Origin of the sequence: Halorussus sp. MSC15.2 (assembly GCF_010747475.1) — an archaeon.
Taxonomy (GTDB): Archaea; Halobacteriota; Halobacteria; order Halobacteriales; family Haladaptataceae; genus Halorussus.
The window spans coordinates 707,059-722,837 of record NZ_VSLZ01000002.1; the positions used below are offsets into that span (position 1 = coordinate 707,059).

Below are 15,779 nucleotides of genomic sequence, written 5' to 3' on the forward strand. Positions count from 1 at the left end.
GTTCTCCAGTTCGACGGAATCGTCCCAACCGTCGCCGTTGTTTCGACTGAAGACGTCAGACGACACCCCGGACCAGCGACCCGAGCGCCGACAGGCCCACCGGAATCCCGACGCTCAGATAGAGGAGTCGGCCCATCCCGGCGTACTTCAGCAAGTTCCCGTTCGCAGCTACGAGTCCCGCGAAAACGGCCCACGCCAGCACGCCGAAGCCGATTCCGGCCAGCAGGCCGCGCTTGGCGTCCGTCGAGACGAGACCCACGAGCGCGCCCCCGAGGACGAACCCGTACCAGTGGACCTGTGCCGCGGCGAGTCCGACCGCGACCCCCGCCGCCAGCGCGAACCAGCGCTCGCGGCGGTTCGTCCGAACTTCGGTCAACCACGCCCGAGCGACGCTCATCGCTCGCCCTCCCCTGCGTCCGTGAAACGGATGGCGCTCTCGCCCGCGAGGTCCCGACTCATCGACTTGTACTTCCCGTCGGCCCAGAGTCGGAGCTGGTCGTCGTAGTGGCCCGAGAAGTACTCGCCGGAGTTGCCGCCCGGCAGGACGCAGACCGACCGTTCGCGGTCGGCCATCGGGCAGACCATCCGCCAACTGCTCCCGACCGCCGACTCCTTCCGGTAGTTGTTCAGCGTGTAGGGCGACCCGTCGGTCGGGTACGCCGGGTAGTTCAGGAACGACTGGTCGAACGGGTGGGTGACGGTCTCGGTGGTGTTGTAGTCGCCGTAGGTCGCGCCGGCTTCGATTCCGTCGAGGGCCGCCCGGAGCGCCCGGACCATCACGGTCTCGCGGCCCTCGTCGCCGAACCACCGACTGTCGGCGGGCAAATTCGCCAACACCCAGTCGTTCGGGTAGTACGACTCGTCGAGACCCGCCGCGTCGAACTCGTCGGCGAACGTCTCGCTCCGGAACTGCTCGGCCCACTTCGCGAAGACGAGCGCGGCCCGCGAGTCGCGGGTCATCCGGGCGTCCCACTCGCGGAGGGTCGCCACCGCGTCTCCGAGACCGTCGCGCCCCTCCGCGGCCGAGACCAGTTCGTCGCGCAACTGCTCGGCGCGGGCCGACTTGGCGTCGCGCTGGACGCGTCGCATGAACTGGGGGTGCATGCGTTTTTCGGAGGCGGCCCGCCGGTCGAGCAGTTCGTAGAGGCGCTGACCGCGGTACGGCGTGCTGTACTGCTCGCCGATGTAGTGGTCGGGGTCGTCCTCGATGCGCTGGTTCGCGGTGCCGACGTAGTCGGGATTGACGGCGTGCGGTTTCTCCTCGAAGGGGACGAACCCCTCCCACGAGGAGACGCCGAAGGGTTCGAAGCCCTCCCATTCGGCCTCGCCCGCGGACCCGTCGAAGACCCGCGTTCCCCACACTTCTTCGCCATCTATCCGCCGAATCGGAATCTTCCCCGTCACGTAGAACAGGGTGTTACCCTCTCTGTCGGCGTAGACGACGTTCTGTGTCGGCAGGTCCATCTTCCGGGTCGCCGCGAGGAAGTCGTCCATCCCCTCGGTCTTGCTGTAGCGGTGAATCGCCCGCGAGGTCCGGGTCGCGGTATGACCGGTCCACGAGACGCCCACCTGCTGGCCCTCGCGTTCGATTACCGGCCCGTGGACAGTCTTCCGGACCGAGACGGTCCGGTCCTCGCCGCCGGCGACCCCGATAGTCCGCTCCTCGGTGTCGAACTCGCGCCACTCACCCCGGTAGCGGTAGCGGTCGCCCGCGTCGTCTGTCTCGTACCTGTAGAAGTCGATGACGTCGGCCCCGGAGTTGGTGAACCCCCACGCTCCGGCGGTGTTCTCGCCGATGACCACGAACGGGACGCCCGGGAAGGTGACCCCGCGGACGCTCACGCTGTCGGTCCGGAGGTTCATCTCGTACCAGACCGGCGGAGCCATCAGCGAGAGGTGCGGGTCGTTGGCCACGATGGGTTCTCCGCTCGCGGTCTGCTCGCCGGAGACGACCCAACTGTTCGACCCGACGCCCGGCGGGGACTCGAACTCGCCGAGCCAATCGAGCAGGTCCGCGTCGGCGAACGCCCCCGAAGGAGTGACGGTCCGCCCTGCCTGCTGGTCGCCCGTGTCGCCCGTGCCACCGTTCTCCCGGAGAATCGGCGCGTCGTGGTCCATCCGGAAGGGGTACAACTGTTCAGCGGCGTCCGCGCCGAACGTCCGGGCGAGCAGTTCGCGCCGGAGCGTCCAGAAACTCCCGGTCAGCCCCCACGATATCTGTTGCTCCATCAGCATCGTGTCGGCGGGAGTCCACGGGTCGGGTTCGTAGTCGAGCAGACCAAATTCGATGGGCAGCGACTCCCGCTCCCGACAGGCGTTCACGCCCTCGGCGAACGCTTCGACCGCGTCGCCGGTCGGAGTGTCCGAGAGGAGTTCCAGATTCGCCGCCGCGCCGCCCGCGAAGTCCATCTGCACGTGGAACTCGTCGGAGTCCAGCGCTCGCTCGCCCACGACTTCCGAGAGTTCGCCGCCCATCACCCGACGCTGGAGGTCCATCTGGAACAGTCGGTCGGCGGCCTGCGCGTACCCGACCGCGAAGTAGAGCGCCAGTTCGCCGTCCGCCTCGACGTGGGCGGTCCCGTAGTCGTCGTAACGCACCTCGGCTGCGCCGTACGGACTCTCGACGCGTCGGTCCGTGCGGTCTGTCGCGTCGCGCCACGCCGACCCGGAGTGCGGGGCGAACCTGTCGAGGTAACCCCGGACCGGCGAGAGCGACCCGCCGACGGTCCCGCCGCCCACGATGGCGGCGACGAGCGCACGTCGCGTGGTATCGATGTCCATACCAGAGGAATGACGTCTCTGGCATAAAACCGCTGTTCCACGAGTCCTGCGTTGTTCGCCGTTGTTTCGGCCGGCGGTCCGTGGGCACACGAGTCGGGCCGCCACAGCGACGAATTCGTCGTGGCGGACCAGACGAGACCGGCGGTGACTCCGAAAGAGCAAAATATCGCGTTTGATTACGATTCCACCGATAATGCCCGCTATGAGTACCATCGACTGGCTCGGTGTAGCCGGACCCTACGTCGTCTTCTTCGTCCTGTTGATAGTGTACTACGTCTGGGAAGGGAAGCGAGAGCGGCGACTCCGGGAACGCTACGAGGAGGGAGAGTATGCAAGGTAGCGGCGGCATCGCGGGCGAGGCGGGTATCTGGGTGTTGGGCGCGTTCTCGCTCTACCTGCTCGTCCTGCTGGGCATCGGTCTCTACTCCTCGCGGTTCATGGACTCGGTGGGCGACTACGTCATCGGCGGCCGCGAAATCGGACCGGTCGTGACCGGGTTCTCCGAGCGCGCCTCCGAGATGAGCGGGTGGCTCACCCTCGGCGTGCCCGCCGACGCCTACGGAACCGGTATCATGGCGTTCCTCAACGGTCTCGGGATGATTCCGGCCGACCTGTTCGCGTGGGCGGCCATCGCCAAGCGCCTCCGGAAGTACACCGAACTCGTCCAGTCGGTGACGCTCCCGACGTTCTTCGCCACCCGACTCGGCGACGACACGGGCGCGGTCAAGGGCATCTCTGCGGTCGTCCTCATGCTGTTCGAGGGCGGCTACGTCGGCGCCCAAATCGTCGCGGCCGGGACCCTGCTCGAAATCCTGACCGGCATCCAGCCGTGGGTCGGTATCGTGGTCGGCGGCGTCATCGTCATCGGCTACACCTTCCTCGGCGGCTACTTCGCCGTGGCGTGGTCGGACTACTTCCAAGGAGCCATCATCCTCGCGGCGTTCATCCTCCTGCCCGTCATCGCGTTCGCCAACATGGGCCTGCCGTTCGAGGAGGTAGCGGCCACGGCGGGGTCGTCGATGACCAGCATCACCGCTGGGGCCGCCGGTTGGGCCGCCGTCTTCGGCGTTATCAGCTACGCCGCTATCGGTCTCGGTGTTCCCGGCAACCCCCACATCATGGTGCGGTTCATGGGCATCGACCGGGTGAAGAACGTCCGACTCGCGGCGCTCGTGGCCCAGTTGTTCATGTTCGTCGCCTACATCGGCGCGGCGCTGGTCGGCCTGTACGCGGTCGCGATGTTCGGCGACGGTGCGCTCGCCAACCCCGACAACGCGATGCCGCGCCTGACGCTCGACCTCCTGCCGGGCGCGGTGGCGGGAATCGTCCTCGCGGCGGCGCTCGCCGCGATGATGTCGAGCGCCGACTCCCAACTGCTCGTGGCGACCAGCGCCGTCGTGGAGGACGTCTACCACGGGTTCGTGGACCCGGACGCCTCCGAAGAGGAACTGGTGAAGTACTCGCGGTACGTGACCTTCGGTCTCGGTGCCGCCAGCGTCGCGTTCGCGTTCCTCGCCAAGGACACGCCCATCTACACGCTCGTCCTCAACTACGCGTGGGGCGGTCTCGGCGCGGCCATCGGTCCGACCGTCATCGCCACCCTCTGGTGGAAGCGCGTGACCGCGAAGGGGTCGGCCGCCAGCATGGTGGTCGGCGCGTCCGCGATGATTCTGTGGACTCAGCTTCAGACCGTCCTCGAAACGGTCGGCCTGATGCCGCCGGAGTCGGCCGCGTTCTGGTACGGTCTCGTCACGGTCTACGGCCTGTTCCCGGCGTTCGTCCTCTCGTCGGTCACGCTCGTGGTCGTCTCGCTGTTCACCGAACCGCCGTCGGACGTGGACGACCACTTCGACGCGTTCGACAAGCCCCTCTCGGCGGTCGTCTCCACGGACGGCGACGGCGCGCCCGACTACGCCACCGACGGCGGTGAGCGGACCGACGGTCCGCGAGCCTCGTCGAACCTCCGGTCCGACGGCGGGACCGGCGGGGACACGTCCCCGAAGGTCGTGACCGAGGGCGACAACATCCGCGGCCACGTCGCCGCGTCGGGGTACTGGAGCGACGATGAGCGCTGAGACCGCGGCGGCAGAGGCTCCGCACGCGCTGGTCGGCGACCGCCACGAGTCGGTCGAACTCGCGGTGTTCCCGCCCGCAATTGCCCGCGAGGAGGTCCAGTCGTCGGGGCGGGTCGGCGCGGTCGCCTACCCCTACCGGGTGTACGAGGCCGAGGTCGAGGTGGACCGACCCCTGCTGTCGCCCCGGCGGGACCGCCGCGTCGTCAGCGTGGACTGCTCGCGCCGCCTCGCGCTCCGGGCCGATACGGTTCCGGAGTTCGAGACCCGGACGGTCGAGGACGCGCTGGTCCTGCCGAGCGAACTCTCGCCCGAGCAGGCCGACGAGAAGGCACGCGACGCCGCCTTCAGGTGGACGCTCCGCACGTCGATACTCGCCGACGTGCCCGACGTGGAGTTCGCTCGCGTCGCCGACGCCTACAAGTTGTTCTGGCTCGCCGAGCGTCCGGACGGCGACGTGATTATCGACAGCCTCGACGGGAGCGAGCGACAACTGAACGAGTAACCCCGGCTTCGGTCCGCGGCTCACGCCTTCTACCGGTCAATCGCCCTCCGACTCACCTTCCTGCGGCTGACCCCCATCCCTCCGAGACTGCCTCCCTCGACCGCCTCGTCGATAGTCTGCTGGTCGGCCGCTTCGCGCGGATGCGGGTGGTACTCCCCCCGGACGAGGTCCGCCCCGGTCGGGTCCAACTGTTCGAACAGCCACGCAAACGCGGGTTCGCCCTCGGGCGGGAGCCAGAGCTTACACCACCGCGCGGTGGATGTGTTCGCCCCCGAAGCGGTCGGCCTTCCGCCCGACGACGTGGCACTTCCCGGCCTCGCCGGGCGCGCCCTCCTCCCAGAACCGACACCGACCGCAGGAGTTGACCCACATGTTCGGCGGGAACGGCGACTGCGGGAGGTAGGCGGCCTCCTCCTTGCCGAACTTGCTTCCCGGTTGGTCGTGAGCGCGCTGGTGTATCTCCTCGGCGAGGTTCGAGAGGCCGTCCTCGCCGTCGCGCAGGTACGCGAGCAGGACTCGACCGGCGTGCGACGGCCACGAGATGTCTCCCTTCCCCATGGACGGGAGTGCGACGCGTTCGGCTAAACCGTTGGTGGCGCTGGCGGACGCAGGTACAGCATTTTGGCGGATTTCACCGCCGTTCGGCCGGGTTCACAGCGGTCGGGTCAGTACCAGTCCGTCCACGCCACGACGTTCGAGCGCCCGCGCGAGCGGCCGCGTCGCCACCGGCCACGCGTGGACTTCCATGCCCGCCTCGTGAGCGCTCTCGACGAGGCCAGTGAAGAAACACAGCGTCCAGTGGGGATTGGCGTACTCGCAGTCGATGGTCTCTGCGGTGAGGAAGTTGGCGTCGGGTCGCACGCCGAAGTTGAACGCCAGCGGTATCGACTCGTCCAGCAACTGCGTCCGCCAGAGCGGGTCGAGGTGGAACGACGAGACGACTGCGTCGTTCTCGACGCTGTACACGATGTCCACCACGTCCGCGGCGATACCTCGCTCCTTAAGGTCGAGGTTGACGCCCACCTCCGACGGAATCGCCGCCAGCACGTCGGTCAACAGCGGGATGCCCCAGTCGGACCCGTCCACGCGCAGCGACGCGAGTTCCGACGCCGAGAGGTCGTCTACGTCGCCGCGGCCGTCCGTGACCAGTTCCACGTTGTCCCAGTGGGAGGCCACGAGTTCGCCCGACCCGCACCGCCGCACGTCGATTTCGATTACGTCGGCCGACTCCGACGCTCGTTCCGCTGCGCAGACCGTGTTCTCGGGATATCGGTCCCCGAAGCCTCTGTGGGCAGTAATCTGCACGCGCTAGTCTTAGTGGCGGAGACGAAAATGCGTTCGCGATTCTTCGAACTGCCGCTCCGCTCTCTCGAACGACTGCGACGCGGAGAACACGCTACTCGCCCTCTAAAAATCGTAAAACGAAGGAAAGCCGAACGCTACCTTACTCGTAGAGCCACTCGGCGTCGATGCGCTCGTAATCGACCAGTTCCTCCTCGTCGAAGAAGAGGTCGATTTCGCGCTCGTTCGCGCCGGGGTCCTCGTGGTCCGAACCGTGGATGACGTTGCGGCCGAGGTCCAGACCGTAGTCGCCCCGGATGGTGCCCGGTGCGGACTCGGCAGGGTCGGTCTCGCCCATCATCTTGCGGACCTGTCGGGTCGCGTCCTGGCCTTCCCAGACCATGGCGAAGACCGGGCCGGACGTGATGAAGTCCACGAGACCCTCGAAGAACGGCTTGCCCTCGTGCTCGCCGTAGTGGTCGTGGGCGAGGTCCTCGTCTATCTGCATGAACTTCCCGGCGACCATCTTCAGACCGCGGTCCTCGAATCGGGAGACGATGTCACCGATGAGACCGCGCTGGACGCCGTCGGGCTTGACCATCACGAAGGTGCGCTCGGTCTCGCTCACTGTTCACCCTCCTCGGCACCGCCTTCCTCGGTCCATTCGAGGTCGCGGGGTTCGCGGCCGAGGTCGGCGTTCTTCTCGCACTTCGCCGAGCAGAAGTGGACCGTACTGCCGTCGGTGCGGACGAACATCGTCCCCGTGCCGGGTTCGATGTCGGACCCGCAGAAGTCACACTCTCTCGTCTGGGGCATTGGTTACTGACCTCCGATGGAGTCGGCTTCGCGGGCGGTCTCGCGCAGTTGCAACACGTCGCCCTCGCGGACGGGACCGAGACAGTTCCGCGTGATGATGCGGCCCTGATTCTCGCCCTCGCGGATGCGGCACTTGACCTGCATGGCCTCGCCGTGCATCCCCGTCTTGCCGACGATTTCGATTACTTCGGCGGGCGTGGAGCTTTCTTCTTCAGTTTCCTCTGCACTCATGACTCAACCACCTCAGCGGAGTTCCTCGACCTTGTTGGCGATGTCATCGACGTCGTCTTCCGCTTCGCCGGAGTCGGTGATGGCCGCGGCGGCGCTTCCGACTTCCAGACCGGCGGCGTGACCGATGTCGTCCTGGGTCTCGACGAAGACGAAGGGGATACCCTTCTCGTCGGCGAGTTCCGGCAGGTGCATGACGATTTCTTCCGGCTGAACGTCTTCGGCGATGAAGACGAGGTCGGCGTTGCCGCGCTCAATCGCCTTGGTCGTCTCGTTCGTTCCTTTCTTTACGCTACCTGTGTCTCGTGCGACCTCGAGCGCCTCGACGGCGCTGTCTTGGAGGTCGGCTGGGACGTCGAAGTTTACGTATACTGGCATAGGTTGTTCACCCTCCCTGCACGTCGGCTCAGGCTCCCCTGCCGGGCAAATCCTTTGCGGCTAGGAGCATCATCAACCGCGCGCAGGTCGTATCCTTGCGTAGTTCGTCACCCCTTAAAAGCGCTTTCAAATGCTCCGGCGGCGTGCGAAACGAATGCACGGGGACCGGAATCACGGCGCTCCGTCCCACTCGTCGCGCAGGAGACCGTACAGCACCACGTCGCGGTACTCACCGTCGAGGAATACGTGTTCGCGCAGGCGGCCTTCCTCGGTGAACCCCAGTCGTTCCAGCAGGTCGTGTGACCCGTCGTTGTGTTCGACCACGCGCGCGTACGTCCGACGAAGCCCTCGCGTCTCGAAGGCGTAGTCCAGAAGCAGCGTGACGGCCTCGGTCGCGTACCCCTCGCCGCGGGCCTCGGGGACGAGCCAGTAGGCTATCTCGGCGTGGTCGTCCTCGACTCCGAAGAGGTCGACCTCACCGAGCGCGCCCTCGCGGTTCTCCGTACAGACGAGGAAGTTCGCGTCGCCGTTGTCCGCGGCGACCGTGTTCTCGTAGAACGCCTCGACCTGTCCGCGAGTCTGCGGTTCGGTGAACGTCAGCGCCGTCCGAATGTCGGGGTCGCTTCGGGCGCGCTGGAGCAGGTCGAGGTCCTCGCGCTCGGTTACTCTGAGGTCTACGCGCTCGCCAGAGATGAAGACCGGACCGGGCATACGTCAGCGGACGAACCTGTAGCTGAAAAATCCGCCGGTACGTCGCGGGTTCCGGCAATTCTCCCGACCGGCCGAAGATGTGCGACCGAACGACTACCGTCTCGCTACGGGTAGTTCCGCCGATGGCAGAATCGAGCGAGTCCACGACGAGTTTCGACGCGGCGGAGTCGATAGCCGACCTCGTCGGCGAGACGCCGCTGCTCCGCCTCGACGCGTTCGCCGACAACCTGTTCGGGAAGGTCGAGGCGAGCAACCCCTACTCAGTGAAGGACCGCATCGCTCGCGAGATGATAGACGCCGCCGAACGGAGCGGCGAACTCGGGCCGGACGGGGTCGTGGTCGAATCGACCAGCGGCAACACCGGTATCGGACTCGCCGCGGTCTGCGCGGCCCGGGGCTACGAACTCGTGCTGACGATGCCGACCTCCATGTCCGAGGAGCGCCGCAGACTGCTCCGAGCGCTCGGCGCGGAACTGGAACTCACGCCCGCCGAGGAGGGGATGGGCGGCGCGAACCGACGCGCCGCGGAACTCGCCGACGAACGAGAGGGTGCGGTGCTGGCCCGCCAGTTCGAGAACGCGGCCAACCCCCGCGCGCACCGGCGCACGACCGGCCCCGAACTCTGGCGCGCGACCGACGGGGCGGTGGACGCATTCGTCGCGGGCGTCGGGACCGGCGGGACCATCACCGGCGTTGCCGAGTACGCGAAGGAGGAGCGGGGCGCGGACGACTTCACCGCGGTCGCGGTCGAACCCGCCGAGTCGCCCACGCTCTCCGAGCAGTGCGCCGACGGCCACGACGTTCAGGGAATCGGTCCGGGGTTCGTCCCCGAGATACTCCGCGAGGAACTCGTTGACGAGGTACGGGCGGTCTCCGGAGAGGACGCCAAAGCGGCCGCCCGGAACGTCGCGCAGACCGAGGGACTCGCGGTCGGTATCTCCTCCGGGGCGGCCGTCGCGGCCGCCGCGAGGTACGCGCGCGACCACCCCGACGAGACGGTCGTGGCGATGCTCCCCGACGGCGGCGAACGATACCTCTCGACCGACCTCTACGAGTAGGTCGCCTCGACCCGACGCCGGACCCGCGAAGGAAAACCCCTTGTCCGCCTCGCGCCAAGCCCCGGACATGACTCTCGCCGAGGTCGCCGCCGCGCTCCGGGAGGAAGCCCGCGCGGTCGGCGAGCGCCGACTGCTCGTCCTCGCAGGCGAACGCGAGGCCTGTTACGACGCGGCCGACCGGGCGCTCGACGCCGCCGAAATCGACCGCGATGCGACCGCGCTGGTCGGGACGGGGAAACTGGGCTGCGAGCGCGTCGGCCCGAAGCGCGCCGACCGCCTGCTCGGGACCACCCGCGACTGCGTGGTCTTCGACGCGCACGCCGACTTCCGGCCGAACGCGGTGGGCCGCGTCGTGGGCGCGGTGGACGGCGGCGGTCTGTTCGTCCTCCTGACCCCGCCGCTCGACGAGTGGGCCGACCGCCGGACCGACTTCGACCGGGCGCTGGCGGTCCCGCCCGCCGACGTCGACGACGTGACGGGTCGGTTCCGGCGGCGCTTCGTCCGGACCCTCCGGTCGCATCCCGGCGTCGCAATCGTGGACGCGGACTCCGGACGCGTCGAGCGCGACGGCCTGACCCGCCCCGCTCCACGACTCTCGACCGCGACCGACGTACCGCAGTTACCCGAAAACCGCGCATTCCCGGACGCGGCCTACGACGCCTGTCTCACTCAAGACCAGATGGCGGTGGTCGGAGAACTGGAGGCGCTACGCGGGTCCGGGCCGTCCGCGTCCCCGGCCGCGGTGGTCGTGGAGGCCGACCGCGGCAGGGGCAAGTCCAGCGCGGCGGGCATCGCGGCGGGGAGCCTCGCCGCCGAGGGCGCGGACGTGCTGGTCACGGCCCCGGAGTACCGGAGTTCGCGCGAGGTGTTCGTCCGGGCCGAGGCGCTGTTGGAGACGCTGGGCGAAGAAATCGAGACCGTCGGCGACCCGCCCCGAGAGATTCGAGTCGTCAGTGAACGTCGCGGCGAGGGCGAACGGAGAGACGGACGAGCAGGCGAGCGAGGAGACGAAGGGGGCGGCGGTCGCGTTCGCTTCGCCGAACCCACCGAGACCGCCGACCTGCTCGGCGACCCCCGAGACCAGGCGGCCGATTCGCCGCACGCGTCCGGCGGGTCGGAGGCGTGCGACCAGTCGAGCGCGCCCGACGCCGTCTTCGTGGACGAGGCCGCGGCGCTGTCGGTCAGACTGCTCGAACGGCTTCTGGCCGCGCCGCGGGTCGCGTTCACGACGACCATCCACGGCTACGAGGGGGCGGGGAGGGGGTTCTCGGTCAGGTTCCGCGACCGACTCGCCGAGAGCGACCACGAGGTCGTCGAGACCCGACTCGACGAACCGATTCGGTACGCCGCGGGCGACCCCGTGGAGGTCTGGGCGTTCGACGCGCTCCTGCTGGACGCCCGGCCGCCCGTCGAGGAGGTCGTTCGGGACGCCGGGGCCGAGTCAGTCGAGTACCGCGCGCTCTCGCCCGACGACCTGCTCGGCGACGAGACCCTGCTCCGGGAGGTGTTCGGCCTGCTCGTGCTGGCTCACTACCGGACCGAACCCGACGACCTCGCGCGCCTGCTCGACGCGCCGAACCTCGCGGTCCGTGCGCTGGTCCGGCCGGACTCAGCGTCCGCGAGCGCGCGGAACCACGTCGTCGGTGTCGCGTTGCTGGCCCGCGAGGGCGACCTCCCGGCGGACGTGCGCGAACATATGTACGAGGGCGGCCGCGTGCGGGGCAACATGCTCCCGGACGTGCTGACCTCCCAACTCCGCGACGAACGGGCGGGAGTCACCGCGGGGATGCGGGTCATGCGTATCGCCACCCACCACGCGGTCAGGTCCCGCGGTCTGGGGTCGCGCCTGCTGGCCGAGATTCGCCGGGAGTTCGCGGACGACCTCGACTGGCTCGGCGTCGGCTACGGCGCGACGCCCGAACTCCTCCGGTTCTGGCGAGAGAACGGCTACCGGGCGGTTCAGCTCTCGACAACACGCAACGACACCAGCGGGGAGTACTCCGCGCTCATGCTCGACCCGCTGAGCGAGGCGGGCGCGGCCCTCCGCGACCGCCACGCCCGGTGGTTCGCCTCCCGCGTCGCGTCGATGCTGGCCGACCCCCTGCGCGACGCCGACGCCGACGTGGTGCGCGAACTCCTGCGGTCGGTGGACGCGCCGGTCGAACTCGACCTCTCGGACTGGGACTGGCGAACCGTCGCGTCGAGCGCGTACGGACCGGGACTGTACGACGCCGCGCCGAGACCGTTCCGACGAGTGGCGCTGAAGCACTTCGTGGACCCGCAGGGGAGTTCGGACGCGCTCTCCCCGCTCGAGGAGCGACTGCTGGTCCGGAAGGTCCTGCAGGGCCACCCGTGGCCGCAGGTGGCCGACGAACTCGGCTTCCACTCGGCGGGCCAGTGCATGCGCGCGCTCGGCGACGCCTACGAACCGCTGGTGGACCGGTACGGCACCGAGGCGGCGACGGCGGAGAAACGCCGGTACATCGATTAGCCGGGAGCGAGTAGAACGCCGCCATGGCCGAGTGCGCCGAGTCGGACTGCTCGGAACCCGCGACCGTCAGACTCCACGTCCCGTGGGCCGAGAACCGCGAGGTCTGCGCTGGCCACGCCCGCGCGCTGGCCCAGCAGGACGGCGTGGTCGCGGACCCGATAGCCGAGGACGACGAGTGGCCGTGAGACCGGCGTCGGTCAGCCTGACCCCCCGTCCTTCGACGCTTTCACCGCGACCGGATTGATGGGCGCGCCGGTCGCGCGCTCGATGTTCAGCGGCGCGCCAGCGAACAGGAAGTCGTACACCCCGTCGCTCGCGCAACTCTCCGCGAGTTCTTCGAGCCACAGCACCTCCGCGAACGGGACCCCGAGGTTGCGGTGGAACGCCCCGTGGAGCGGGACGAGATACTGCTCGCCGTCGATGACCTGTACGTTCTTTTCGACACTGAGCGTGTCGCCACCGACGACGGGGAACTCCATCTCGTGGACCCAGTTCACCAACTCCTCGCTGTAGCAGATTCCCGGTTCTTCGAGCGGTTTCCACTCGTACTTCGGGTCGTCGTCGCGGGCGCGAGCGGCCGACCCGGTCCGAATCAGGGGCACGTCGCGCTTCCCGAGCGTCACGTCTTGCTGGTAGGCAGTCCGCTGTAGGTCCTCCTTCGAGACGCAAGCCTTGGGCTTCAGTCGGTCGTTCTCCCCGCCCAGCGCCCGGCCCACGTCGAGCAGGACGCCCCGGCCGACGATACCGTGGTCGGCGACGGGCGAGATGTCTGCCCGCCTCAGACCGCGGGTCTCGCTCACCTGCTCGCCGTCACAGTTCTCTAGCGGTTCGTCGAACTCCTTGGTCGTCGCGGTCGTGCTGGCGTCGAATCCGTTGTAAATCCGGTCGCCGTACCACGCGTGGCCCGGCGCGTCCACATGACTCGTCCCCTGCGGGTAGAGTCGGTTGACGAATCGGTCGTCGCTGAACTTCAGGCCCCCGGCCGACGGGTCGGCCTCACCCGTCTCGTAGGACCGCTCGTCCTGCGTGTTCGTTCGTCGCGCGAGGTTCTCGTCGGGAAGATGGGGTCGTTGGCGACCTCGCCGGTCATCGATATCTGGAGCGTGAACGTCTCGACTCCGTCGGCGTCGGCCCTCGTGGCGGCCTCCATCCCGGCGAGCGCCTCCTCGCTCCCGAGGAAGTTGAACGCCCCGAGTTCGTCGTCCTCGCCCCATCGCCCCCAGTTCCGCGGCGCGTCTTCGAGCAGCGCTTCGAGGTCGCCCTCCGGTCGGTCTGATTGTGCCGCAACCTCGGCCGGACTGACCCCGGCGAGCGCGAACGCGGCGAGCGCGCCGGTTCCCCGGAGCAGGTCGCGTCGGTCGATGTCGGCGGCGGTGCTGTCGTCGGTCGGCTCTGATTGTTTCTCGGTCATGTCTCCCCCGGCATTCCCTCCGCGGTGGTGCCCCGAAGGCGAGTCTGTTTCACCCGACGGGGTCACACTCACTCCGTGACACGGAATGCCACGCGTACCGACTTCGCCGATACGTATGATTTTTTGGATGCGACAGACGGAATCCCCGCCCGAGAGCGATGGTTCCGCTCCTGTGTCGTGGGGTCTCGAAGAATCAGAAACTCGACTCGCTCGTCGGCCGACGGGGTGTTCTCGGTCCGACTGTGCCTACTCGTGGGCGAAGTAGACGACCGTCTCGTCGTCGGCCTCCTGCCGGTCCACCCGCGCGAACCCGACGCGCTCGAACTGGACCATCTCGTCGGGGTCGGCCTCGCGGAATCCGGGTTCGGCGTAGCCGACCACGTCGCCGTCGGGGGTCCGCATCTGCGTCAGCGTCGCGCTGTCGGCGGGCACCCAGTGAATCACGTCCACGCCCTCCTCGCGGACCGCGGTGATGTCGTCGCCGACGTAGTCGAGTTCGTCGTCCTCCTTGCGGAAGCACCCGAAGCCCTTGAGCCAGATGCGCTCGCCGTCGGCGGGCACGTCGGACTCCTCGATGCGGACGCGGTTGCCCGGGTCGATGTCGCGGGTGCCCCGCTCCTCGTGGTCCGGGTGGACCGGCGGGTGGGCCGCGTCCGGGAACTCCCCGGCGAGCGTGAAGTCGGCGTGGTCCTCGCGCACGAAGAAGTAGCGGTCGGCGCCGTCGTCTATCAGTTCGCGGTTGTTCGAGTAGACCGTACTCATCGCGAGGTCCACGTTGCTCGTGGAGGTGCCGAGACCGACCATCGCCTCCACGATGGCCTCGCCGCGGATGCCGCGTCGGCGGACGCTCGGGATGGTCGGGGCGCGCGGGTCGTCCCACCCGTCGAGTTCGCCCGATTCGATGAGTTCGCGGATGGTCGAGGTGGACATCTTCACGTCGTACTCGTCCACCTGCACGTGGCCCCAGTGGATGACCTCGGGGTACTCCCAGTCGAAGTAGTCGTAGACGAACTGCTGGCGCTTCGCGGAGTCCTGCAGGTCGATGCCGCGGATGATGTGGGTGACGCCCGTGAGGTGGTCGTCCACGCCCGACTGGAAGTCGAGCATTGGCCAGCAGCGGTACTCCTCGGCCTCCTCGCGCGGGTGGGGCGTGTCGATGATGCGGAAGCCGACCCAGTCGCGCAGCGCCGGGTTCTTGTGTTCGATGTCGGTCCGCACGCGGAGGACCATCTCGCCGGACTCGTACTCGCCCTCGACCATCGCCTCGAACTCCGCCATCGTCGTCTCGGCGTCCTTGTCGCGGTGGGGGCAGGCCTCCGCAGAGTTCTTCAGGTCCGAGAACTCCTCGCCCGAACACGAGCAGGTGTAGGCCCCGCCCTTCTCGATGAGGCGTCGGGCGTGGTCGTAGTAGGTTTCGAGGCGGTCGCTGGCGCGGTAGACCTCGGCGGGTTCGAAGCCCAGATACTCGACCTCGTCCAGAATCTCGTCGTAGGCCCACAGCAGCGGTCGCTTGGTCTCGGGGTCGGTGTCGTCGAATCGGACGATGAACTCGCCGTCGTACTCCTCGGCGTACGTCCCGATGACCGCGGGCATCCGGGCGTGGCCCACGTGCCACGGGCCGTTCGGGTTCGGCGCGAGGCGCATCCGAACGTCGTCGTACTCCTCTGCGTTCGGGAGGTCGGGCAGGGGATGGTCCTCGCCCTCGTCCTCGCTCTCGATTTCCTCCAACCAGTCGGGCGCGAGTTCGGCGAGTCGCTCGCGGCGCTCCTCGTTCGAACTCTCGTTGACCCGCGAGACGACCGGTCCGATGACGCCGGGTATCTCGTCGCCGTGCTGGCGGAAGTCGGGGTTCTCGCCCATCAGCGGTCCCATGACCGCGCCCACGTCGGCCTCGCTCTCGTGCTTGACCGCGTTGACGAGGGCGTGTTTCTCTGCCTCCGTCTCGATTCGCTCTCGGAGTTCGTCGTTCATTACGTTGCGCTTGGACGGTCTTCGGGAAAACTCGTCCGGATTCTGTTCACCCCGAACGCCCCGGCGCACTAACCGG

At 68.2% G+C, this 15,779-nt stretch carries 18 protein-coding genes; 6 read left to right on the forward strand and 12 right to left on the reverse strand.

What is annotated here, in order from left to right; all coding sequences use genetic code 11:
* Nucleotides 1-55 precede the first annotated feature (55 nt).
* The gene (locus FXF75_RS10715) at nt 56-397 is read right to left on the reverse strand and encodes a hypothetical protein (protein ID WP_163521853.1); all 342 of its coding nucleotides are present in this window, start codon (nt 395-397) and stop codon (nt 56-58) included.
* A complete protein-coding gene (locus tag FXF75_RS10720; RefSeq protein ID WP_163521854.1) occupies nt 394-2,781 on the reverse strand; it encodes a penicillin acylase family protein in 2,388 nt (795 codons plus the stop codon). Before FXF75_RS10720 ends, FXF75_RS10715 begins: the two co-directional genes overlap by 4 nt.
* A gap of 193 nt (nt 2,782-2,974) precedes the next feature.
* Between FXF75_RS10720 and FXF75_RS22095 the strand changes: the two genes are divergently transcribed.
* The 3 genes from FXF75_RS22095 to FXF75_RS10730 are packed head-to-tail and all read left to right on the forward strand — an operon-like array spanning nt 2,975 to nt 5,358.
* Nucleotides 2,975-3,121: a hypothetical protein gene (locus FXF75_RS22095; RefSeq protein ID WP_205427415.1), complete on the forward strand. Its 147-nt coding sequence runs from the start codon at nt 2,975-2,977 to the stop codon at nt 3,119-3,121.
* The gene (locus FXF75_RS10725; protein ID WP_163521855.1) at nt 3,111-4,856 is read left to right on the forward strand and encodes a sodium/proline symporter; all 1,746 of its coding nucleotides are present in this window, start codon (nt 3,111-3,113) and stop codon (nt 4,854-4,856) included. Before FXF75_RS22095 ends, FXF75_RS10725 begins: the two co-directional genes overlap by 11 nt.
* Entirely contained in the window at nt 4,846-5,358 is a 513-nt protein-coding gene (locus FXF75_RS10730) for a hypothetical protein (protein ID WP_163521856.1), read from the forward strand. The genes FXF75_RS10725 and FXF75_RS10730 overlap by 11 nt, the downstream gene beginning before the upstream one ends.
* A gap of 240 nt (nt 5,359-5,598) precedes the next feature.
* Here the strand turns inward: FXF75_RS10730 and FXF75_RS10735 are convergent, their stop codons facing one another.
* The 7 genes from FXF75_RS10735 to FXF75_RS10765 form a co-directional block, all read right to left on the reverse strand.
* The gene (locus FXF75_RS10735) at nt 5,599-5,916 is read right to left on the reverse strand and encodes a hypothetical protein (RefSeq protein WP_163521857.1); all 318 of its coding nucleotides are present in this window, start codon (nt 5,914-5,916) and stop codon (nt 5,599-5,601) included.
* Nucleotides 5,917-6,009: 93 nt separating this feature from the next.
* On the reverse strand, nt 6,010-6,663 hold the full coding sequence (locus FXF75_RS10740) for a glycerophosphodiester phosphodiesterase (protein WP_163521858.1): 654 nt from the start codon (nt 6,661-6,663) through the stop codon (nt 6,010-6,012).
* Nucleotides 6,664-6,802: 139 nt separating this feature from the next.
* On the reverse strand, nt 6,803-7,267 hold the full coding sequence (ndk, locus tag FXF75_RS10745; protein ID WP_163521859.1) for a nucleoside-diphosphate kinase: 465 nt from the start codon (nt 7,265-7,267) through the stop codon (nt 6,803-6,805).
* Nucleotides 7,264-7,455: a 50S ribosomal protein L24e gene (locus FXF75_RS10750; protein WP_163521860.1), complete on the reverse strand. Its 192-nt coding sequence runs from the start codon at nt 7,453-7,455 to the stop codon at nt 7,264-7,266. Before FXF75_RS10750 ends, ndk begins: the two co-directional genes overlap by 4 nt.
* A gap of 3 nt (nt 7,456-7,458) precedes the next feature.
* Nucleotides 7,459-7,686: a 30S ribosomal protein S28e gene (locus tag FXF75_RS10755; RefSeq protein ID WP_137287534.1), complete on the reverse strand. Its 228-nt coding sequence runs from the start codon at nt 7,684-7,686 to the stop codon at nt 7,459-7,461.
* A gap of 12 nt (nt 7,687-7,698) precedes the next feature.
* Nucleotides 7,699-8,061, reverse strand: coding sequence for a 50S ribosomal protein L7Ae (rpl7ae, locus tag FXF75_RS10760; protein ID WP_163521861.1), 363 nt, complete (start codon nt 8,059-8,061; stop codon nt 7,699-7,701).
* Nucleotides 8,062-8,232: 171 nt separating this feature from the next.
* Nucleotides 8,233-8,772: a GNAT family N-acetyltransferase gene (locus FXF75_RS10765; protein WP_163521862.1), complete on the reverse strand. Its 540-nt coding sequence runs from the start codon at nt 8,770-8,772 to the stop codon at nt 8,233-8,235.
* A 122-nt stretch (nt 8,773-8,894) separates the two neighbouring features.
* On the opposite strand from FXF75_RS10765, the gene cysK reads away from it, so the two are divergent.
* The 3 genes from cysK to FXF75_RS22100 all read left to right on the forward strand — a co-directional run bounded on the left by cysK (nt 8,895) and on the right by FXF75_RS22100 (nt 12,506).
* The gene (gene cysK, locus FXF75_RS10770; protein ID WP_163521863.1) at nt 8,895-9,830 is read left to right on the forward strand and encodes a cysteine synthase A; all 936 of its coding nucleotides are present in this window, start codon (nt 8,895-8,897) and stop codon (nt 9,828-9,830) included.
* Between the two features lie 67 nt (nt 9,831-9,897).
* The gene (gene tmcA / locus FXF75_RS10775) at nt 9,898-12,321 is read left to right on the forward strand and encodes a tRNA(Met) cytidine acetyltransferase TmcA (protein WP_163521864.1); all 2,424 of its coding nucleotides are present in this window, start codon (nt 9,898-9,900) and stop codon (nt 12,319-12,321) included.
* Nucleotides 12,322-12,344: 23 nt separating this feature from the next.
* On the forward strand, nt 12,345-12,506 hold the full coding sequence (locus FXF75_RS22100) for a hypothetical protein (RefSeq protein WP_205427418.1): 162 nt from the start codon (nt 12,345-12,347) through the stop codon (nt 12,504-12,506).
* 12 nt (nt 12,507-12,518) lie between these two features.
* Here the strand turns inward: FXF75_RS22100 and FXF75_RS22105 are convergent, their stop codons facing one another.
* The 3 genes from FXF75_RS22105 to FXF75_RS10785 all read right to left on the reverse strand — a co-directional run bounded on the left by FXF75_RS22105 (nt 12,519) and on the right by FXF75_RS10785 (nt 15,703).
* Nucleotides 12,519-13,238, reverse strand: coding sequence for a cyclase family protein (locus tag FXF75_RS22105; protein ID WP_205427420.1), 720 nt, complete (start codon nt 13,236-13,238; stop codon nt 12,519-12,521).
* 53 nt (nt 13,239-13,291) lie between these two features.
* Nucleotides 13,292-13,732 (reverse strand): hypothetical protein, encoded by a 441-nt coding sequence (locus FXF75_RS22110; protein WP_205427422.1) that lies wholly within the window; start codon nt 13,730-13,732, stop codon nt 13,292-13,294.
* 246 nt (nt 13,733-13,978) lie between these two features.
* Complete coding sequence (locus FXF75_RS10785) at nt 13,979-15,703, reverse strand: glutamate--tRNA ligase (RefSeq protein ID WP_163521865.1); 1,725 nt, start codon at nt 15,701-15,703, stop codon at nt 13,979-13,981.
* Nucleotides 15,704-15,779: the final 76 nt, after the last annotated feature.